Origin of the sequence: Chryseobacterium sp., from assembly GCF_029240215.1 — a bacterium.
Classification (GTDB): Bacteria; Bacteroidota; Bacteroidia; order Flavobacteriales; family Weeksellaceae; genus Chryseobacterium.
In genome coordinates, this window is the sequence record NZ_JARBTK010000014.1 from 14,016 (window position 1) to 34,423 (window position 20,408).

A 20,408-nucleotide genomic window follows, 5' to 3' on the forward strand; every position below is an offset into this window, starting at 1 on the left:
GGTGAGTGAAATTTCCAGTACATTATTAAAAGCTAACAGATAGCTAACGGAAATCTAGTGAAGCAGACTTCCAAAGCGATAATCTGTTAATAAGAAGAGTAGTAATTTCATCGTATTTTATACATTAAGAGAAACTTCGGTTTCTCTTTTTTGGCTAAAAGAATTTTCAGTAGAAACACGGTAGTGAATAACGGCAAACCGTGATTTTTATTTCGTCACCGTTTCACGTGTTTTGTAGAGCACGGTATTCCAGTACCTTTAAAAAAAATAAAAATGAAGAAAACCTTTGAGAAAATATTGATCACACTTGCGCTTCTCTCAACATTGTTGGTAAAATCGCAACAGATAGACTGGAATCGTATCAACAGCCAGACAGCCATTGATATGATCACGCAAAATACAGATCCATCATTATTTACTTCTTCAATTTCACAAGTTGTACAAATAGGAGATTTAAACAATGCAGATCTGCAGATTAATTCGAAAACCAATATTATAGTGCAGCAGCTTGGTGATCAAAACAGTATTTATTTTAACAATTCGTTTTCATCAAAAGAAGTCAAAACAGCAATTACCACACAAGGAAATAATAATATTGTAGACATTACAGGCAGCAACGGCATCTCAGAAAAAATGCATCTGAATGTCAATGGCGAAAACATGGCGGTTTTTATGCGAAATTATTAACTGACGACTATGCGAAATTTCAAATTCATATTGTATAACTTTCTTTTTGTTTTCTTATCTGTTTTCATTTACGGACAGGAAGACAAAAAAATTGTTGCAAAAATTGAGAAAGATGCTATAGAAAAACAGTTGAAAATTAAAGCACTGGTCACCAATAATACTTCTACTTACCAAGAGCTGAATTATCTTTTGATTTCTATTAAAAAAGGTGCCAGCGGAAATCTTTCCAATAATAAACAGAGCGGGAAATTTTCAATAAATCCCAATGAAAGTAAATCTTTATCAGAAATGAGTGTGAATTTAGAAAAAGGAGATGCTCTAAAAGCTTTCTTGTACATTCGGGACGAGCAGACTCAAAAACTCATTGCTAAAGACAGTTTAGAAATTAATCAGGATTTTTTTAGAAAAACAGTAAGTGTTGTAGAAAAAGAAGAAGCTTTCGAACTCAGCGGATTGACGATTGATGAGACGAAAAGCAAAGTTGGGAAAGATTTCTATGATTTATTTTATATTCAGTATAATCAGATTCCGGACAAAAGCAATTCTGCGATTACAATTATAGAACTTCCTGCCCGGGGAACGAGCGGTCAGATCAATATTCAGATTGATGATAAGGTTGTTTACAGCTTTATGACCAATCCCAGTGAAGATTATCTGAAAGAACAGTTGAGTTTCACTCTTAGATACATTAAAGATTTTAATTCCCGAAAAAATCTGATTAAAAACGAATTCATCTACTAAAAACGAATGACCATGAAGACCCTTTTAATATCAGCGATCCTTTTTTTAGGATTTTTTCAGGCAAAATCTCAGCAGCTTGTCTATAAACCTATTAATCCTGCGTTTGGTGGTGATACATTCAATTATCAATGGTTACTAAGCTCTGCAAGTGCCCAAAATCAGTTTGATAATAAGGAAGGAAGTAATCTTACAGGGAGTTCAGGTTCCTTAAGCAATTTCACAGATAGTTTGAACCGTCAGGTTTTGAGTGAGCTTTCGAGAAAATTATTTCAGGATCAGTTTGGAACAACAGGTGTACAGGCAGGCAACTATATGTTTGGTTCATTATATCTTCAGATTACCAATACAGCTCAGGGAATGATGATCAGTATTTTGGATACCAACACCGGTGAGCAATCCGAGATTGTGGTTCCGAAATAAAAAAACTAAAAACAAATAACTAAACATGAGATTTTTCACTACTATCAGAATTTTTTTCTGGATACTTCTCGCTTATATATTGCAGTCTTGCGGTACAGCAATGAGTTTTACTTCTAATAAAGAAGTATCTACGATGGGAGAAATCACTTCGTATACTACAGAATTGAGAAACTTGCCTTTACCCAAAGAAAAAGTGGTCGTAGGGGTTTATAAATTCCGTGATCAGACAGGGCAATATAAACCTTCCGAAAACGGAGCTAACTGGAGCACTGCAGTACCACAAGGTACAACCACCATTCTCATCAAAGCTTTGGAAGACAGCAGATGGTTTACACCGATTGAAAGAGAAAATATAGCCAATCTTCTCAACGAAAGACAAATCATAAGATCTACCCGACAAGAATATTTAAAAGATGTAGATAAGAACAGCCAGGCTTTACCACCGTTGTTATATGCGGGAATGCTTTTGGAAGGCGGAGTCATTTCCTATGACAGCAACGTAATGACTGGCGGAATTGGCGCAAGATATTTCGGAATTGGCGCATCGTCACAATACAGACAGGATAGAATCACAATTTATCTTCGTGCAGTTTCCACTTTAAATGGTGAAATTTTAAAAACCGTTTATGTTTCTAAAACCATTTTGTCTACAAGTATCAACGGAAGTTTCTTTAAATATATCGATACAGAAAGGTTAATGGAAGCTGAGGTTGGCTTTACACAAAACGAGCCCATTCAGCTTGCTGTGACTGATGCCATAGAAAAAGCTGTAAAATCACTGATTATTGAAGGTATTAAAGATAAAATTTGGGGAAAATCATTGGGTAATCTTGCAGATTACCAGAAACTTGTTGATGATTATGACCTTGAAACCCAAAAAAATACAGACAGGCAGATTGGAAATATCTATCCAACGGCTGAAAGATCAAAACTTTCGATATTTGGTCAGGTTGAAGGCAACCAGGTGAGAAATGATTATGTAAATCCCGTTCCTCAATTTGGTTTGAAAGGAGGAATTAAATATTTTTTTGATAAAAATTTCAATGTAGAACTTAGCGCATCCGCATACAGACTTGAAAATGAAAACATTTTAAGACGTACGTTCATTTCTCCGGAGCTCAATTTAGAATATTTTATATTACCGAAATACAAATTTTCCCCATTCATATATGCAGGTGTAGGTGCAATGTTTTCTACTGAACCTGTGAGATATAAATCTCAATTTGGAGGAGGCTTTGAATATCTGGCATTTAAAAAATTGGGAATAAGAATTTCTTCTCAATATGATTTGGGATTCAGTGATGATTGGGATCTTTTAGCTAATGGGAAAAGAACCGATCATGCTTTGAGATTCGGATTGGGTCTCAATTTATATTTAGGCAATAAAAAATAAAAACTATGAAAGCTTATATTAATATATTGATTCTTTTGATTTCTTTTTTTTCCTTTACATCTTGTAGCGAAGAATTAGTAGATCAGGCGCAAACAGGTATTTTGCGTGGAAGAGTAGTGAAAAAAGGAACAAACGAACCCATCGCAAACGCTAAAGTTTTTACCACGCCAAGTACACAAACTACTTTTAGTGATAAAGACGGAATGTTCGAAATTAAAGCTATTCCTGCAGGTAATTACTCTGCAAAGGCCGAATTATCGGGATATGTAGCCAATTTTCAGGCAGTTAATATTCAGGCTGAAAATCAGGTTGTGACTATTGTTTTTGAGATGGAGGATGATGAATCTTTAAATTCACCACCTACAGCACCACAGCTTTTAAGCCCGATTGACAATGCGGCAAACCAACCACTAAGTGTACAGTTGAGCTGGAATGCTACAGATCCTGATAAAACAGATAGTCTTACCTACAAACTCACCGTAAAAAATAATATAAATACAAATATTATTCAGGTAAATGATTTGAAAGTTAAAACCTATACTTTATCAAATTTACAGTTTGGAGTCAGCTATTTTTGGCAAATCGCTGTTTCAGACGGAATACATCCTGATGTTCTGAGTCCTGTATTTAAATTTACTACAAGTACAACTCCTGCCAATCGCTATCACTATGTGAGAAAACAAAACGGAAATTTTGTAATTATGTCAAGCGATAGTCAGGGAAACAGCTTTCAGTTGACCAATATATCAAACAGCAGTTGGCGACCAAGAAAAAATAACAATGCAGGATTGATTGCATTTTTGAGGAATGATTCAGGTGGAAGTCATATTTTTACTGCGAATCCTGATGGTTCCAATGTTTTTAAAGTTACTCAGATTCCTGTAGCGGGTTTCAATCAGAATGAGTTAGATTTTTCCTGGAATACTACCGGAAGCACATTTCTATATCCAAATTTTGATAAGCTTTATAAAATTAATAAAGATGGAACGGGTCAACAATTAATCTACACAACGCCGGACGGAAGTCTGATTTCGGAAGTGGATTGGAGTTATGATAACACTAAAATTGCCATTAAGACCAATGACTTTAGCGGTTACAATACTAAAATTTTAATTATTGATATGTTGGGGAATGTTCTCAAAAATGTTTTTTCGGCAGCAACAGGAGCAACAGGCGGGCTTAATTTTTCAGTCGATGGTCAAAAACTTCTTTACACACATGATATTTCAGGTTATCAGGATTCCAATTACCGACAGCTTGATTCCCATGTATTTATTTATAATCTTGTTAATAATACAATGATTGACGCTTCTTTGGAAAGTGATAAACCAATCGGAACCAATGATTTTGATCCCAGATTTTCGCCAAACAATTCGCAGATTATCATTATGAACACTAGTAATGATAATATTTCTCAGAAAAATATTCTGACGATAGACCTTAATAATACAGGAGTAGACTTTTCAAGAGCATTACTGTTTTCAGACGGGGAAATGCCGGATTTCGAATAGGATTATTAATGTTTATTGCAAAAAAAATCAAAACCTTTAAATAGATTTTGATTTTTTTTGTTTTAAGAAAAACTTTTTAGCTGAACATATTGTTTTCCATTGCATATTTTACAACGCCAACAGAATTTTTTACGTTGAGTTTCATAAGAATCCTCTTTCTATGTGTTTCTACAGTATTAATACTGATGAAGAGTTTTTCGCTGATATCTTTACTGCTGTAACCGTCGCAAATTAATCGAAGAATTTCTAATTCTCTTCTTGTAAGTGGTTCCTTGATGTTTGGGCTTTGCTTTTCCTGCTCGTTGCTGATGAAATTGAGCATCATCTTTTTTGCATGTTCACAGATATAAATCTCGTTTAAGCTCAGTGCATTTACTGATTTTATAAATTCATCATAGTTGCTGTTTTTATCAAGATAACTTTTGATGCCTTTATTAAATAATTTTCTTATTACAATCACATCATAAGAATTACCAATTACAATAATTTTCACTTTGCTGTCTTGCGAAACAATCGTTTCTAAACATTTGTAAAGATCGCTTAATAGTAAAATATTTGAACTGATCATTAAAAATTCTGGTGAGTTGTTTTTAACGTGGTTGTGTAAATTTTCATAAGTATTAAAAACGTCTACGGAACTAAAAATTTTATTTTGTATAAGTAATTTAGAAAGACCTTCTGTATAGAGAAGAGGCTCATCAAGAATTGCTAAATTCGGTTTCATCTGTTTATAGTTTTCAGTATATAAATATACGATAAAACAGGCGTAATCTTGGTGATAAATCATAAATTTTTACCGAAAAACGCAAATTAATGTTGTTTTATTACAGATTATAAATGTGTTAAACCTTTTATTAGTGAAGTTTTACGAGATTTTTATTTGATTAAATAATTCAGGTAGGGATTTATTATTTTTAAATGATTAAAAAATAAAATGTTAGATTTTTTATGAGAATTAAAAAAATGATTACTAAGATTTATTATAAAGAAAAAACCTCCAGAATATCTGAAGGTTTTAATGTGTTGTCTTAATTAGAATATCCGCTTAATTCTTCTTTTTTCGAATTATAGATTTTGTATTCTAAATATTTAAAAGAATCCCTTGGGATAATGGTCACCCACTTTTTGTATTTCAAAAACCATTTCATCTGTATGCTTTTGATTCCTTTGGTAAGGAAAGCTTCTACGAAAGGATGTACATGCAGATAAAGTTTTCCTTTGTCTTTTTGCATGATGGTTCTGATGGTATCTTCCATTTTCTCAACAATGACAATCGGTGCTACGATTTCTCCGTCTTTGTTGGGGTTTTCTTCTTTGGTGTCGATTTGTTTTTCCGGACGGTTTCTTTGTCGGGTGATCTGTATCAGTCCAAATTTACTTGGAGGCAGAATCTTGTGTCGCGCTTTGTCACGGCTCATTTCTGTTTTCAGATGTTCAAACAAATCTCTTCTGTGATCTGGGTTGGTCATGTCGATAAAATCTACAACGATGATACCACCCATATCTCTGAGACGAAGCTGTCTTGCTATTTCTGTTGCCGCCATTTTATTCACATGCAGGGCATGTTCTTTATTGGCAGAATTTCCGGCTGTAATATTGTTTCCGGAGTTGACGTCGATTACGTGCAGTGCCTCTGTGTGTTCTATCACAAGATAAGCACCCTTTGAACTTGGAATATTTACGTGTTTCCCGAAGCTTTGTTTAAGCTGCTTTTCAACGTTATAATATTCGAGGAGAGGAATATGAGAGTCATAAAACTGAACGATGTTTTTGCGTTCCGGAGCTATAACTTCCACATAATTTTTCATTTCTTCAACCATTTGTTCGTCGTCACAAAATACATTCACGAAATCCTGATTGAAGTTATCTCTTAAAATAGACGAAGCTTTATCGTCTTCACTCAATACTTTCGACGGGACTTTATTTTTCTGAATATTCTTAAAAGTATTTTCCCATTTTTGAATCAACTGATTCATATCATTGTGAAGATCTGCAACCTTTTTCCCTTCGGCAACCGTTCTGATGATGACACCAAAACCTTCAGGTTTTATACTGTCGATCAAAGTTCTTAGTCTCACTTTTTCCTCAGAACTTCCGATTTTTTTTGAGATAGAAACTTTGTTATCGAATGGTATTAAAACCAAAAAACGTCCCGTAAGAGAAATCTGTGTAGAGATTCTCGGTCCTTTTGTAGATATAGGTTCTTTGGTAATTTGTAAAAGGATTACGTCATCTTTTGCGATGATTTTATCTACCATTCCGTTTTTATCAATTTCGGATTGTATTTCGAAATTTTTTAAACTTGAGGTATTTTGTTTCTTAGAAACCGTGTCTTTTAAAAATTTTTTATAAGTAAGATACTGCGGTCCAAGATCCTGATAATGCAAAAATGCATCTTTATCGTACCCAATGTTTACAAATGCTGCATTCAGATTGGGAGCCAGTTTTTTTACTTTTCCTATGAACAAATCTCCGACTACAAAATCATTTTTGTCTTCTTCCTCATGAAGTTCACATAATCTTCCGTCTTCCAACAAAGCAATTTTTGTAAGCTCATCTTCGTGCGAAATTATAAGTTCTTTCTTCATTTTGATATAAGATAATTTTTTTGAGATTAAAGTTTATTCAGCTTTTTTAGGTCATTATGCTTTTGAAATTTAATAATCATAATGCTAAATTGTTAAAATTCTAATAAATTAAAAACTGAATTTTCTATAATCTTAAGGTAACAAACAAAAAATATAGTTGGTGAATATTAAAAAATATAAACACCAACTATATTATTATATTACAAAATCTCTAGTTGAGATTATTTTTTCTTATGTCTGTTCGCTCTTCTTCTTTTCTTTCTTTTGTGTGTTGCAACCTTGTGTCTTTTTCTTTTCTTTCCGCTTGGCATAATGTTAAATTTTTTGTGTAACTAGTTAATATTCAATTGTTATTCTTATTTTACTGCAACTTTAGTTTTTACTTTCTCCACAAAAGATTTTGATGGCTTAAAAGCAGGAATATTGTGTGCAGGGATTTCGATTGCAGTGTTCTTAGAAATGTTTCTTCCCGTTTTAGCTGCTCTAGTTTTAACGATGAAAGAACCAAAACCTCTTAAGTAAACATTGTCTCCATTATACATAGAAGTCCTGATCTCCTGCATAAAAGCTTCTACAACTTTCTGTGTTTCATTCTTTTCTGTTCCCAATTTATTTGAGATGGTGTTTACCAATTCTGCCTTTGTCATTTCCTTTTTTAATTTTAAATTTTAGGTGTGCAAATTTAGTTAAAAAAAATGAATAGAAGCAAATTAGTAGAGAAAATATTTTGCTTAAGAGGCTGACAATTTTATATTTAGTCTAGTATGATGACAAAAAAAGAGCATTTACATACTCGAATTGTAGTATCCGTTTTCTACACAGAAGCGGATGAGATGCAATTTTGTTTTTAAACCCAGCTTTTCTGTAAGTCTGTTGATATAGGTGTCGATTGTTCTTGTGCTGAGGTTGAGTTTTTCACCTATCTCTTTGTTACTGAAGCCTTCATAACAGAATTTCATCAGTTGGATCTCCGTTGGTGAGAGCTCTTCCTGGCTTTTTTTCTGCCTGTTCATGTATTCCTGAACGGCCAAAGGTTGCTGTTTCCAGCTTTCGGAATAGGCTTGGTAATCAAAATCTTGTGAAGTAATTTGCCCTTTGATAATATCTTTAATAATATTGCTGTTTTTTTGGCAATAATAAATATTTGGTATTTTTTCTAAAATTTCGGCCATATCTTCCTGATACGTCCCGGAATAGGTAATGATAGGGGTTTCCTGGTTGTTTTTCCGGATAAATTTGATGGCTTCCAAACCGCTCAGTACAGGCATAAAGAGTTCTACAATAAAAACATCTTCCTGTTTTCTGTAAATTCTGTTGATGAGCTCATGACCGTTGTTACAATCATTGAGAAGCATATTGAAAGGGTTTTCCAGCAGCATCTTTATCATTATTTTTTTAAAATAAAAATCGCTGTCTGCTATAGAAAACCGAACCGTATTGGTCAGTATTTTAGTCATTTTACTACTGTGATTTGGTATAAATAAAATAAAATTTGGTTCACTAAAGTATGAAAATCTTTCGGATTTCAAAATTAAACTTAACATTAAATAATTGTAAATATGTTGCAAACTCCATATTTAATTTTGAGAATAAATATTTTTTTTCTATTTTCACATTCCAAACCAAACCACAAATATGTCTATAAATAGAGATAAAAAATTGAACAAATCCGATGTTAGGATGGGTATTTGGAAATTTATCCTCTCGTTCATCGTTTTATCATCAATTTCTTTTTGCGCCGTTTTTTTCTTTTTTAAAAGTTACCATACCCAACGCAAGGGAATGGAGGCAGAAGCTGAAAAATATTCACAGCTTCGCGGTCGCAGCAATGCCATGAATATCAAAGTGGACAGCATTCATCATCTGATGACACTTTTAGATATCAATAAGGTGCAGAATGATATCCAACTAAGAAAACAGATTACAGAAGAACTCTATGATGCAAAAAGCATTATGGGGCAAGACAGCATAGATAATCTGAAGCATTATGCGGTTTTATTGAATCACATCGGTCCAATGCTTGATCTCAAAACAAAAATCATTAACGTTGCCAACCAGAAAGAATATTACAGAAGCCAATTGATGAGATGTCAAGGAAAAAATGCGGGTGTGGTAAGAGAGCTAAGGGTAGATCCTACAAGAAAATTTGCAGGGAGAAGAAGGTAATTTATTTTAAATTTTAAATTATGCAGGGACAAATTACATTATCAAAAAAGGAAAAACGCTTTCAGTTTTTATATCTTATTCTAATGCTTTTAGCAGCAATGCTTTTGTTGGGAATTATCTTTTTGAACAGATTTGAATCACCTTTTAATTCGTCAGATGTGATCACTTTAAAAAGGCTTGAGCAAAAATCAAAGTTTGATATTGAGCAACAGAATATTCAAAAGATTGTAGACAGTACTTTTGTGAAAATTTCACATCTGGATGCTGAGAATCCTGAAGCGATGACTATTCATGAAATTGAAAAGAACACCGATTTTATTTCATCTACCAAAAAGCGATTTATCACGCCCGATGAAAGGATAGAAGGATATCCGCTTATTGCAGATTTCTACGAAATGTACATGGAAGATAAAAATATGGTGAAAAATATGACAGACGATGTTAAAAGACTCGAAGTAACCGTTAAAAACTGCGAAATGGGATATAAAAATAACGAACAAAGACTTTTTGAAAGAGATATTGCTCTCAAAACCAGATAACCAAAACACACTTTATTAAACACATCACAAAATTTAAATATGAACTATTTTCAGAAGAACAGAAAAAACATCATCATTGGTGTCGTCGCTACTTTGCTGGTTGCTGCCCTCATTGCATTGTGGCTTCAAAAAAAGGTTATCCATTCCTCAGATGATATTGTAGGAGCAGTTTATCCTTTGTCATTAACAGTTGGAGATACGCTCCATTTCGAAGACAAAACACCTTTCGCAAAACAGAGAAAATGGAATTTTGCAGACGGTAACAGCTCAGATAAAAACAAAGGATATCATTTTTTTAATAAACCGGGTTATTATAGTGTAACGTTGATTATTGATGATAAATACACCAAAACTTATCCTATCGTAGTTTCATCAAAACGTGTGGAAGCTCAGGACAGTTTGAAAATGACCACAACAATCGACGCACCTACCCAGGCTATGCAGTTTGAAAATGTAAACTTCAGAGCTTTATCAGACGGTAAGCTTTTTACCTGGAAGTTTGGTGAAACATCAGGAATAGATTCCAAAGACAAACTGGCTACTTATTCTTACAAAAAACCGGGCGATTATGTCGTAACATTATACACAGATGTAGACAAAGAACCCATATTACACAGAATAAAAATTGTTGCCGAATACAATGAAGTTGAAGAAGAGGTTGCCGTGGATGATTTTTACGAGCAAAGAGACAACGATTTCAAGTATCATCTTCAGCAGATTGCCAACGGAAATAGTTTTAATATGCATTACAACTATTTGTTAAACAAGTATTTATGTAATAATGAAAATTCTATCGTTCAGGTAAGTGACAGCAAAGTCAATAACTTTTATCTCTATTGTACAGGTCTGCAGTTTGATAAAAATAATGTCATTCAGACGGTAAAACTCAATTATGACGATGCCCAAAACTGCGTTACCAAAGTAGACATCAACCAAAGCAAATAAATTATCATTCCGAATTTTTTTCGGATACCACACCAATTATAAAGAAAATTAAGATGAAAAATAAATTTCCTCTAGCAGCTTATTATATAGGTTTATCGGTACTTCTTACGAGTTGTCAGGTAAAATTACCATCAAAAAAAACTCCTGAACCAAAACAATACGGTCAGATTGATAACGCGCCCGTTATTGATGGTTTTTCTAAAAAATCTGTACCATGGATTGCCATTTCAGACAGGTCAAGAAATACAGCATATCTTGATAAAAATGACGAAAAATCTTATAAAGAAGTTAAATTTTTAGAGCCTTTAATGGTTTTGAAAAATAGAGACGGCATGGTAAAAGTAGCAGAATACATTCCTGATGCTTTAATGAAAAAAGTTTCCTCAAAATCTGTAAAAACCTACGGCTGGATTCCAGAATCTGATCTTCTTCTTTGGAGCAATTCATTAAAAAGCGAAAAAACAGGTTATCCGGTACGTGTAGCAGTTGTTCCCAACAGTCCGGAAGTCATTAAAAGCGCTGAAAGATATTATAAAAATGATTCTATCATGGTGTTTAATTCTCCAAGTCTGATAGAAGCAGCTGATGTGAAAATTCCGAACGGGCAGATGGTGTACGTTTACAAGCAGGAGGAAAATAACAAAAGATTTTTGGTCGGCAAAAAGCCATCAATCGATATGGATAGTATCAGTACAGGTCTTTACGGATGGGTGAGTTCTGATGTTATCTCAGCATGGGGAGAACGCTCGGCTGTAAAAATGAAGAATCCTACAGGAATCAAAGAGACCGCTTTGGGAATTCATGAAGGTTCGCCTGGAGGTACAGATGCAGAAAAAAGAATTGCAATTTTACTTACGGATGTTGATAAAAGAAAACCACTCGAAAACATTTTTCCTGTTAATTTAGCACTTAATGATACCGTTGTGACAGACACCAAAACAAAGTATTTTACAAACGTGTTAGATTACAGCAAAAATTACGCATCCAATGTCTTAGGAGATAAGATTTACTTCGATCGCTATAAGGAAATTATTGAAAAGAATAGAAAAGCCAATATTGTTTTTGTATTAGATATAAGTTCGGCTAATGCGCCATATACACCCATTGTAAAATCATTATTAGAAGATCTCCAGTTGAGATTTGAGAAGCCATCTTACTTTAATTCAATTAAATATGGTGTCGTACTTTACAAAAACAATCCTTGCGGAGAAAATGTAGCTCCGTCACCTTTAAGCAAAGATTACAGTAAAATTACAGCATTTATTGATGATAAGATTAACGAAATGAACTGCCAAAGTACAGGTGGCAATCAACCTTTAAACGAAGGTTTAATCGCTGCCGGAAATTTACTTTCTGAAGTTCCTGATGAAACTAATATTGTCATTACTATCGGTACTTCTGCAAATACTAGTGGAAATATGTATGGCGTTATCAATTCATTGACTCAGGCACAGGCAAAAGTGATTATGTTTCAGACGAACTCCCGTTCTTCAGATACGTATAACGATTTTGTTTTGATGTCAGAAAATATTGTTACAAACACAGCTAAAAATGTAGCCGAATTGAAAAAGCAGAAAATCATCGATCAAAGTGATGTTTTAATAAAAAATAATTTTAGCTTGATTGAAAGTGATGCCGGCTTTTATTCATTAGACTTTCCGAAACAAAGCATGGCTCCGGGATTTGTAATTTTTCCTAAAAAAGGTGATATTGCCCCTCCTGGATTTTTGAAAAAAGCTGTTGACAGTTTGATTGCTCAGGTTACTTTTGATAATACCAAAATAGATAGTTCTCTCAACGAGAGATTTCAAACATCAGTAGGAGCTGGGAGAACAGAGGTTGATTTTAAATATAAATATTTGTATCCTGGAGTTACAAATCCTGTTCCTGCAGGAATTGCAGCACAGCTAATCAATTACGGAAATCCGTTTTTAGTGAAAGGATACATTCCGAGGGAATTAAAAGAATTCAAACCCGGAATGGAAAAAGGGATCTTGATTTCTGAGTCAGAATATGATCAGCTTAAAGCTTTTTACTCTGAAGTTTATGAAAAAACAGGAGCTGCAAGAACTGATTTTAAACAAACAAGAGCGGTAAGAGAATATATAAAACTTCTGAAAAAATATAATCCTACCCTGAAATTTTTAGATAAAGGAGAATTATACGAGCAGCCAATGTCTTATGCGGTAGGAATCAGTACAGGTTTTGACAATTCCGAAGCTGAATTGATGTCAAAATATAAACTGAAAGGCTGGAAAAAATCAAATATCGTGACTAATGATCAGGCAAGAACTTATTTCAAATATTATAAAGAACTGGCTGAAAGAATGCTTACTCACAGAAAAAATCCTGCTGTAAAAATAAAACAGAACGGTCAGGAATTCTATTGGCTTAATGAATATTTTATGCCGACCACTTTGCCGGTAGAAGAGCCGGAGTATACTCAACATTAATTACTTATAAATAAAAAGACGGAAAATTTACTTTCCGTTTTTTTTATGTTAGCTTACTTTTTGTTATCTTTGATTACCAAACATCACAAAATATGTCAGAGCAATCATCATCTCATGACGGCAAACACTTTGTCGTACAGAAAGGAAAATGCGAGTGCAATCAGGGAGACCAGTTTCCACAGCATAAAGTGACCGTGCATCAGAAACATTATTGGAATGATGCAGCGGGAAGTACAGATTATCTTGCGGTTACAGAAGATGATCTGCAATTTACACCTTCAGGTCCGAGTTTTGGACGATGCAAACTAAAGCCTTCTTCAAGCGGATATTTACCTTGTGCCTATGCTCCTGCGGGAAAATGGCAAAAAACCTATGAAAAAGTAAAAGTCATGGGTAAGAAAGTTGTGACCGAAATTTCAGAACTTCAATGTGCAGTCGGTGGAAAAATCACAATTAAAGATCATGGTCAGCGAGGCGAAATGAGTAAGCAGAATGTAAAAAATGCTGATGAAAAAATCGTCAGACATATGAATCCTCTTGTGGATGTGAACGAGTTTAAAGAAACTGTTTTTGAAAGTGAATTAGATGCTTATTAATCTTTAAAACATTTCTGCAATGTCAAAAAAAGGAGTTTCAAAAATATCGGGGAATCCTACTCCAAAGATTGGAGAGGCGACAACTTATACAGTTACTGATTGGTATCCTGCCACACCACAAAATCAACGAAATGCCGGTGGTTTAACGTGGGAATTATTCAAAAAACGTTCAAACGGTAGATTTACCACTACAAATATTAAAAAAACAGGTTCAGGAACCTTCACATTTGGAGAGGTTGCTCAAAGAAATACGTATCGTCTCGAAGCCTATCTTTATGAATCTGAAGGAAGTGGCGCTTCAACCATTGACATTAATCCTCAACCTGCAGTAATTCCCCGAATCAATAAAGTTGAACTGCAATATGTTGATGATTCGCCAGGAACAGTTTTTAGCTATACCGAAAAAATGCGTGCGAGAGCGCAATGCGTAAATTTAACAGGTCAGAAATTGAAATTTTCTCTTTGGGAAGATGATGCTGTTGGTGACGGGCATAATTCCAATAATCTTTTAATTGAAACCAAAGAAGCGACAGTAGACAGAAGCGGAGTTGCAACTGCAGAATTTATGCTGACCAGAGCTCTGATGCAGAAAGCAATGCAGGGAGAAACGGATCCCAAACAATTGGAATTTTATGTTACGGTAGAATATTTTCAGGATAGAAAGCATGCAACAGATAACAAGAATGTAAACAATCCTTCTCACGTCCCCGCAACGAGTCCACAGTCAAGACCGGGACAAACTGCAAATAATCCTGCACCATCGCATCCGGCTCAAACAAATCAACCAGCTTCAAATGTTCCGCCAAGAGCTGCAAATTCTCCTGCAGCAGACAAACCTCAATCTCAAAAAGAAGAAAAAGGCATTGTGGATAAGGTAACTGATTGGTGGAATAATCTTGAACTTTGGGATTGGGCAGAATCACCGGGAACTATTGAACCTACACAACCTCCTACACAACAACCCACAGATGGAAGAGCAGTAAGCACTGTAGAAGATTCTGCTGTGGAAGATATTATTGATGCTTATTTTGCCAAAAAAGAATATACCAAGCAAACAGGTGAGGTAGCAGGAACTTTTGAATATAAAATTGGTAGCAATGGAAATAAAACGTCTACCGATGCTGAAAAAGAAAACATTGCAAAAATTATTCTTGCTAAACCTGGAGTGAAAGCTTTAGTCGATAAGAAAGAATATACAACTCTGGCAGCTATCAAACAGGGGCTTACAAAAGAAGTTTACAATAAAGATGAAAAAGTAACTTTCCAGACTTTTAAATTAGGTGCGGAATTGAAGAAAATAAATAGTGCTCCGCTCGATGCCAAAGTATATTTGGTTGCACGCACTTCAGGTTTAAATGGCAAACAGGCAACGCTCATTATTAAAGAAAAAGATGGTCTTATAAAAGGCTCTGCCGGAGCTGTTCTTCCGCTTTTGGAAATTACCGAAGCTCAAATGGATCAGACAACTGCATCTGGAACAGAGGTACAGGGAACTGAAAAAACACAGTTTACAGCCACCATAGAAAATGGTGTAGCAAAAGTTCCTGTTCATCTGAGACCAAAATCGGATGACGAACTGAAGCAATGGAAAGAAAAAATATCCAAAGGAAAAGAAGACGGAGAATACACCTATAAATTTGGTGGAGAAAACCAAATTACAGATGAAAATTCTAAAAAAAGTGTCGCAGAAACTATTCTAAGAAATGCAAAAAGCGGAAACGCAAACAATCAAAAAATTGCAGACGGCAAATCTGCTTATGTAGACGATATTATAAAAGCTCTTGAGATAAAAACGTATCAGAAAGACGAAACTGTTAAATTTAAATTATTCAAAAAAGAGCAGGAATTAGTTTTTATTCAGGCAAAAGCTCAAGGACAGAAACAGCATGATAAAGAATTTCTAAAAGCTGAAGGAGCTTATTTTGTTATTGGGAAAAACTGTTTCTGTAACCGAGATATTACATTAGCAGAATTTGAAACTATCCTTAAAAAACTTCGGGAATCGGAGGGAGTTGCTAATACAACAGGTTTATTTTATAAAGACAATTGTAATTTAGATGATAAAACGAATGCAAGTTTCTTAGCTAAAATCAATGAAAAATTTAAAGCACATGAAATAAATACCTGTATCAGAAAAATTCACTTCTTAACACAAGTATATCATGAAACAGATAAATTCCAGACGACATTAGAATACGCGAACGGAATTAAATATGATCCGGGACATCACGATGATGCCAACGGAAACGGAAATACAGTTGCAGGTGATGGAGAAAGATATAAGGGGAAAGGATTGATGCAGCTTACCTGGAAAAATAATTATAAAAAATATAAAGCCTATTCAGGAGAGGATGTTGTAGGAAGTCCGCTCAGAGTTGCAGAAGAGCTGAATCTTGCGGTAGATTCTGCAGTTTGGTTCTGGACGCAGGGTAAAGTTTTGGGAGCAGGAGATACTTGGACGGTTCCTACTACAACATACAGTCAATATGATAATTCAAACGGGAAACAGTTTCCAAAAACCCAAATATCTAAGGTAACACCGGATGGTACGGTTTCGTATGCGACAATTAATATGAATTTACTTGCTGATAAAGATTATATTGATACAATAAGCTGGCTTGTGAATGGCGGTGGAAACGGAAGACTGGAAAGAAGAGATTATCTAAAAGAAATTAAAAAGATCTTTAATTATCCTCAGGACTGTGCCAATGCAGGAGCTTCTGGAGGAAATAGCGGTGTAACAATACATTTTGTAGGGGATACAGCACTTGAGAGCGGCATCTCACAGAGAACAAGAACAGTACTTGAAGAAGTAGGAGCTGCGTCAAAAAATAATGATATTTACATTACTAGTACAGCAAGAACGCCAGCTGATCAGGCAAGAATTATGTATGATAACATTGCCAGAACAGGAGCTGCAGAGCAAAAAGGAATTTATGCCAATGCAGGAGATCAGGTGATTGATGTTTATACAGCAGGAACAAATGCTCATAAAACAGAAGCGCAGATCATTCAGGATATGGAGGCAAAAATCAATGAATTAGGACCTTCATCAGTTTCTAAACACTTGGCAGATCCAAATGTGATGAACACTTTTGATGTTTCTATCCGCAGATTGACAAATCCGAATGACTTTAAAACAGAAATGCAGAAAAGATCAGAACTTCATCAATTATTAGATGAAAATGGTGCTTATCACGTTGAAATCAATCAATAATGAAACAAGTAAAACACGTTTTTGTAGGAATATTATCTTTATTTGTATTAAATATTTCATGTCAAAAGAATTCTGTAAGTGCTACTGCAACACTTCCCAAACAGGTGAAATCAGATAACGATACCATCATAGAAAAATCTGGAATTTATTTAATTTCACCGGATATAAAAGACATTGATTCTATAAAAAAAGTGATAGGAGAAGACCGATTTTATACTGTTGCGGATGATGCTAATTTTTATATCTCAAAAATATCTTCGGTTCTAAAAGATAAACTACCGACGTTAAAATACGGGAAAATTGATTTTAAAAATGAAAACTTTGTATTTGATAAAAGTAAATATCAAAATAACTGGTTGATCGTTGATTATAAGTCAGGAAACAAGCCGGAAATATATTCGTTGGTAGATTTTTACAGTCAGCAAAATAAATCTGAAAATAGTCAACTAAGTTCGAAAAAAGCATCAGATATAGAATCCTATCAAAACAATAAAGATTTTATTACAATAACATTTGACATCAATAATGACGGAAAAGAAGATAAGATTTTCAGCAATAAACCCAATACCGGAGATAGTTTGCGTGTTTATTTTTATGAAAATGAAGGATATGTATTGAAATTAAAATCAATAAATTTTTCTCAGGATGGCGGAAATCAGGTTTCTCAAATCAAAAAAAATGGTAAAGGATTTTCTGTTGTCACTAATTTTCCGAAAGGTACAGATCGCTATAACTATTTTATAAGCTTTGAAAATAATAACTTTACAGTAAATAAGGTAATTCACGAGATGAGTTCTTGGCAGGAAAATGACAATCAAACGAAAATTTGTGAATTTCATCCTAAAATAGATCTTCAGAAATCTTCAGATCAAATTTTTAATCAGTTAATTGCGGCAGAAAAAAATGCGGTTTGTACCACTAAAAAAATGCAATAAATAGAATTTCAAATTAGTATTTTTTAATTAAAATTTTAAGGAATTTATAAATTTATGATCCTCCATTTCATTCGTCACGGTGACACACTTCAAAGTATTGCCGATCAGATCAATCTCGAAAACCCTTTATACATAAAAGAATTTCACAATCAGAAATGTGCGGGAGAAGATTACATTTTTGAAGATCTTGTTGTTGGGAAGAAATTGTTTCTTCCTGACAATCTGACGATTCATAAATACAACTCAAAAAATGACGCACCATTCAAAAGCCCTGATAAAAACCCGAAAATAAATTTTGTACCCGAACATTCAGATATTCAGTATAAAGTAGTCGTTACAGAATCATCTTTCGATGATAGAAAAAAATCCGCAAACTCATTTGCCTACATTTTCTCTTTAAAATGGATCAAAAATGAATATACGACTCATACTTTTCATATCTCTAAAACTAATTTTTCAAATATAAAAGAAAAGATAGGCGATTTGGCGAGTACCTGTCTGCAATCGTTGAATCCCATTGAAATTCAGACCAATTTAAAAGGTGAAATTATAACCATTAGTCTTTTGAAGGAAACAATAGATAATTTCCCTAAAATAAAAGAAAAACTCTTAGATCAGTTTCCGGATAAATATGCGGAAATTTATATTGAAGAATTAGAATATGTAGTTTTAAATCAGGAATTATTTCAAAAAAAAATGAAACAGGACTGGTTGCTTAAAACCTTTTTTGCACCTCTGAGAAATGAATTTAAAAACGGAAAATCTAATTTTAAAATCTTTCTGGAGAACGAAAATTCCGTAGCTGATATTCAGCAAAGCGGAACAGTGAATAACGAAAGGGATGAGATTATTCTCAGTCAGACTTTAGTTTTTAATGAGAATAATCAAACCGATTTCATCGGAAACTACACACTTTCTGCACAAACCGGAATCATAAAATCGATGGAAATTCACAATTCTTATTCCCAATATAACGTATTGTATTCAACGGAATTAAAAGCTGATCAGATCTTATAATCTGTTGATAAGTAGAGTTTTGTTCCTCATGTCGTACTATTACGACATAGAATCGTAGAACTACTACAAAATTTCAAAAACATTTAATTTTTTTTGAAAATAATTTTGCGAGTAATTATCTTTGAAATACAAAACACACAAAAATATTAACAGATTAAAATTTACGCATCATGGCAGCAAATTCAAGAGGAATCTTAAAATTCAATGGCAGTGAAGGGCAAAAATTACTAAAGCTGAACTACAGCGTATCTCGATCCACCGACGTTTCGGGACGTGTAGCTTCAGACCCTTCGAATGCACTGATCAAACTTACAATCGAGGCAACCGAAAAATCCGACATCCTCGAGTCACTATTGAACGGAAAATACAAACCCACAACCGGCGAGATCACATTCAACAAATCTCACGAAGAAGGCACACTGATCACCTTAAGTTGGGAAAACGGCTACGTGATTCAGCACGAAGTAGAATTCGATGCGGTAGACGAAAATTCTATGCTGATCAGCTTTGTGGTGAGTGCAGAAACAATCAACTACGGAAACTCAGCGTATAAAGGGCTTTGGCCATCAAGCTAAAAACTGCATCGATTTAGATTACGAAGACCGTCCGCAAAAGGCGGTCTTTTTCGCCTGAAATTTATTTTTATTGAGCACTTGTCAATGTTTTTTAGACACCATTGATCTTCAAAAGCAGTTTTTTCAGGGCAGCAATTTCCGTCTGTAATTTATCCTGAGCTTGTCGAAGGGCTCCGTTCAATCCGGGCTGTAAGTGGTTATCATCAGAGCTGAAGTTTTAAAAACAACATTCAGTCAACCTCAATTCTATTTCAGCCATTTTCAAGTTGAACTTTTGTTGGAAACATTACTATTGCAACAAAAATAAACTCAATTATAAACTTTCTTGAAAAAATAACATTGTGTTCTTATTTAAGTGAAACGCCATTGCGAACTTAAAAATCTGCAGTTAGTTGTCAAAAAAAATTAGTGAACTTTGCTTTAAAAGAAACAGCAAGATATTACAAACTAGGCATTTTACAACAAAAATTTAAAAAATTAATACTTAAAATCTGCACGGGTAAATAAAATTTAATAACTTTAAACCACCACACAATCACAAAACTATGTCAAATACCTCATCACCTTTTGGAGGCTCTGTGTTTCGTCCTTCACAGAATGCCTCTGGAGTTTCGGACCATCATCA

General features: G+C 34.2%; 18 protein-coding genes. 14 read left to right on the forward strand and 4 right to left on the reverse strand.

Features of this window, described 5'->3' with window-relative positions:
• Nucleotides 1-273 precede the first annotated feature (273 nt).
• Genes K0R77_RS17085 through K0R77_RS17105 form a run of 5 tightly spaced genes read left to right on the forward strand, consistent with a single transcriptional unit; the run spans nucleotide 274 to nucleotide 4,752 of the window.
• Nucleotides 274-687: a hypothetical protein gene (locus tag K0R77_RS17085; protein WP_300355223.1), complete on the forward strand. Its 414-nt coding sequence runs from the start codon at nucleotides 274-276 to the stop codon at nucleotides 685-687.
• 9 nt (nucleotides 688-696) lie between these two features.
• A complete protein-coding gene (csgH, locus tag K0R77_RS17090; protein WP_300355226.1) occupies nucleotides 697-1,428 on the forward strand; it encodes a curli-like amyloid fiber formation chaperone CsgH in 732 nt (243 codons plus the stop codon).
• A gap of 12 nt (nucleotides 1,429-1,440) precedes the next feature.
• Nucleotides 1,441-1,848, forward strand: coding sequence for a curli assembly protein CsgF (locus K0R77_RS17095; protein WP_300355229.1), 408 nt, complete (start codon nucleotides 1,441-1,443; stop codon nucleotides 1,846-1,848).
• A gap of 25 nt (nucleotides 1,849-1,873) precedes the next feature.
• A complete protein-coding gene (locus tag K0R77_RS17100) occupies nucleotides 1,874-3,241 on the forward strand; it encodes a CsgG/HfaB family protein (protein WP_300355231.1) in 1,368 nt (455 codons plus the stop codon).
• Between the two features lie 5 nt (nucleotides 3,242-3,246).
• The gene (locus K0R77_RS17105) at nucleotides 3,247-4,752 is read left to right on the forward strand and encodes a carboxypeptidase-like regulatory domain-containing protein (RefSeq protein ID WP_300355234.1); all 1,506 of its coding nucleotides are present in this window, start codon (nucleotides 3,247-3,249) and stop codon (nucleotides 4,750-4,752) included.
• 76 nt (nucleotides 4,753-4,828) lie between these two features.
• Here the strand turns inward: K0R77_RS17105 and K0R77_RS17110 are convergent, their stop codons facing one another.
• From K0R77_RS17110 to K0R77_RS17125, 4 genes are all read right to left on the reverse strand, one after another.
• Complete coding sequence (locus tag K0R77_RS17110) at nucleotides 4,829-5,476, reverse strand: response regulator transcription factor (RefSeq protein WP_300355237.1); 648 nt, start codon at nucleotides 5,474-5,476, stop codon at nucleotides 4,829-4,831.
• Between the two features lie 304 nt (nucleotides 5,477-5,780).
• Nucleotides 5,781-7,340 (reverse strand): ribonuclease E/G, encoded by a 1,560-nt coding sequence (locus K0R77_RS17115; RefSeq protein WP_300355239.1) that lies wholly within the window; start codon nucleotides 7,338-7,340, stop codon nucleotides 5,781-5,783.
• Between the two features lie 356 nt (nucleotides 7,341-7,696).
• On the reverse strand, nucleotides 7,697-7,987 hold the full coding sequence (locus tag K0R77_RS17120; protein WP_034674127.1) for an HU family DNA-binding protein: 291 nt from the start codon (nucleotides 7,985-7,987) through the stop codon (nucleotides 7,697-7,699).
• Nucleotides 7,988-8,125: 138 nt separating this feature from the next.
• Entirely contained in the window at nucleotides 8,126-8,797 is a 672-nt protein-coding gene (locus K0R77_RS17125; protein ID WP_300355266.1) for a response regulator transcription factor, read from the reverse strand.
• A gap of 178 nt (nucleotides 8,798-8,975) precedes the next feature.
• On the opposite strand from K0R77_RS17125, the gene tssO (K0R77_RS17130) reads away from it, so the two are divergent.
• The 9 genes from tssO (K0R77_RS17130) to tssD all read left to right on the forward strand — a co-directional run bounded on the left by tssO (K0R77_RS17130) (nucleotide 8,976) and on the right by tssD (nucleotide 19,783).
• A complete protein-coding gene (tssO, locus tag K0R77_RS17130) occupies nucleotides 8,976-9,506 on the forward strand; it encodes a type VI secretion system TssO (protein ID WP_300355269.1) in 531 nt (176 codons plus the stop codon).
• A gap of 20 nt (nucleotides 9,507-9,526) precedes the next feature.
• Complete coding sequence (tssO, locus tag K0R77_RS17135; protein ID WP_300355272.1) at nucleotides 9,527-10,045, forward strand: type VI secretion system TssO; 519 nt, start codon at nucleotides 9,527-9,529, stop codon at nucleotides 10,043-10,045.
• Nucleotides 10,046-10,084: 39 nt separating this feature from the next.
• Entirely contained in the window at nucleotides 10,085-10,990 is a 906-nt protein-coding gene (locus K0R77_RS17140) for a PKD domain-containing protein (RefSeq protein WP_300355275.1), read from the forward strand.
• Nucleotides 10,991-11,043: 53 nt separating this feature from the next.
• A complete protein-coding gene (tssR, locus tag K0R77_RS17145; protein WP_300355278.1) occupies nucleotides 11,044-13,443 on the forward strand; it encodes a type VI secretion system protein TssR domain-containing protein in 2,400 nt (799 codons plus the stop codon).
• 92 nt (nucleotides 13,444-13,535) lie between these two features.
• A complete protein-coding gene (locus tag K0R77_RS17150; RefSeq protein WP_300355280.1) occupies nucleotides 13,536-14,039 on the forward strand; it encodes a DUF4280 domain-containing protein in 504 nt (167 codons plus the stop codon).
• Between the two features lie 19 nt (nucleotides 14,040-14,058).
• A complete protein-coding gene (locus K0R77_RS17155; RefSeq protein ID WP_300355282.1) occupies nucleotides 14,059-17,256 on the forward strand; it encodes a glycoside hydrolase family 19 protein in 3,198 nt (1,065 codons plus the stop codon).
• Entirely contained in the window at nucleotides 17,256-18,191 is a 936-nt protein-coding gene (locus K0R77_RS17160; RefSeq protein ID WP_300355286.1) for a hypothetical protein, read from the forward strand. The genes K0R77_RS17155 and K0R77_RS17160 overlap by 1 nt, the downstream gene beginning before the upstream one ends.
• Before the next feature lie 54 nt (nucleotides 18,192-18,245).
• On the forward strand, nucleotides 18,246-19,208 hold the full coding sequence (locus K0R77_RS17165) for a hypothetical protein (protein ID WP_300355289.1): 963 nt from the start codon (nucleotides 18,246-18,248) through the stop codon (nucleotides 19,206-19,208).
• Between the two features lie 170 nt (nucleotides 19,209-19,378).
• Nucleotides 19,379-19,783, forward strand: coding sequence for a type VI secretion system tube protein TssD (tssD, locus tag K0R77_RS17170; RefSeq protein ID WP_300355292.1), 405 nt, complete (start codon nucleotides 19,379-19,381; stop codon nucleotides 19,781-19,783).
• Nucleotides 19,784-20,408 lie beyond the last annotated feature (625 nt).

What these genes read in the sequence shown, in the direction of transcription:
- K0R77_RS17120 (WP_034674127.1), bottom strand. Translation starts at nt 7,987, where the DNA reads ATGACAAAGGCAGAATTGGTAAACACCATCTCAAATAAATTGGGAACA.
- K0R77_RS17150 (WP_300355280.1), top strand. Translation starts at nt 13,536, where the DNA reads ATGTCAGAGCAATCATCATCTCATGACGGCAAACACTTTGTCGTACAG.
- K0R77_RS17155 (WP_300355282.1), top strand. Translation starts at nt 14,059, where the DNA reads ATGTCAAAAAAAGGAGTTTCAAAAATATCGGGGAATCCTACTCCAAAG.
- tssD (WP_300355292.1), top strand. Translation starts at nt 19,379, where the DNA reads ATGGCAGCAAATTCAAGAGGAATCTTAAAATTCAATGGCAGTGAAGGG.
- K0R77_RS17125 (WP_300355266.1), bottom strand. Translation starts at nt 8,797, where the DNA reads ATGACTAAAATACTGACCAATACGGTTCGGTTTTCTATAGCAGACAGC.
- K0R77_RS17085 (WP_300355223.1), top strand. Translation starts at nt 274, where the DNA reads ATGAAGAAAACCTTTGAGAAAATATTGATCACACTTGCGCTTCTCTCA.
- K0R77_RS17140 (WP_300355275.1), top strand. Translation starts at nt 10,085, where the DNA reads ATGAACTATTTTCAGAAGAACAGAAAAAACATCATCATTGGTGTCGTC.
- K0R77_RS17165 (WP_300355289.1), top strand. Translation starts at nt 18,246, where the DNA reads ATGATCCTCCATTTCATTCGTCACGGTGACACACTTCAAAGTATTGCC.
- K0R77_RS17100 (WP_300355231.1), top strand. Translation starts at nt 1,874, where the DNA reads ATGAGATTTTTCACTACTATCAGAATTTTTTTCTGGATACTTCTCGCT.
- K0R77_RS17095 (WP_300355229.1), top strand. Translation starts at nt 1,441, where the DNA reads ATGAAGACCCTTTTAATATCAGCGATCCTTTTTTTAGGATTTTTTCAG.
- K0R77_RS17160 (WP_300355286.1), top strand. Translation starts at nt 17,256, where the DNA reads ATGAAACAAGTAAAACACGTTTTTGTAGGAATATTATCTTTATTTGTA.
- K0R77_RS17105 (WP_300355234.1), top strand. Translation starts at nt 3,247, where the DNA reads ATGAAAGCTTATATTAATATATTGATTCTTTTGATTTCTTTTTTTTCC.
- K0R77_RS17110 (WP_300355237.1), bottom strand. Translation starts at nt 5,476, where the DNA reads ATGAAACCGAATTTAGCAATTCTTGATGAGCCTCTTCTCTATACAGAA.
- tssO (WP_300355269.1), top strand. Translation starts at nt 8,976, where the DNA reads ATGTCTATAAATAGAGATAAAAAATTGAACAAATCCGATGTTAGGATG.
- K0R77_RS17115 (WP_300355239.1), bottom strand. Translation starts at nt 7,340, where the DNA reads ATGAAGAAAGAACTTATAATTTCGCACGAAGATGAGCTTACAAAAATT.
- tssR (WP_300355278.1), top strand. Translation starts at nt 11,044, where the DNA reads ATGAAAAATAAATTTCCTCTAGCAGCTTATTATATAGGTTTATCGGTA.
- tssO (WP_300355272.1), top strand. Translation starts at nt 9,527, where the DNA reads ATGCAGGGACAAATTACATTATCAAAAAAGGAAAAACGCTTTCAGTTT.
- csgH (WP_300355226.1), top strand. Translation starts at nt 697, where the DNA reads ATGCGAAATTTCAAATTCATATTGTATAACTTTCTTTTTGTTTTCTTA.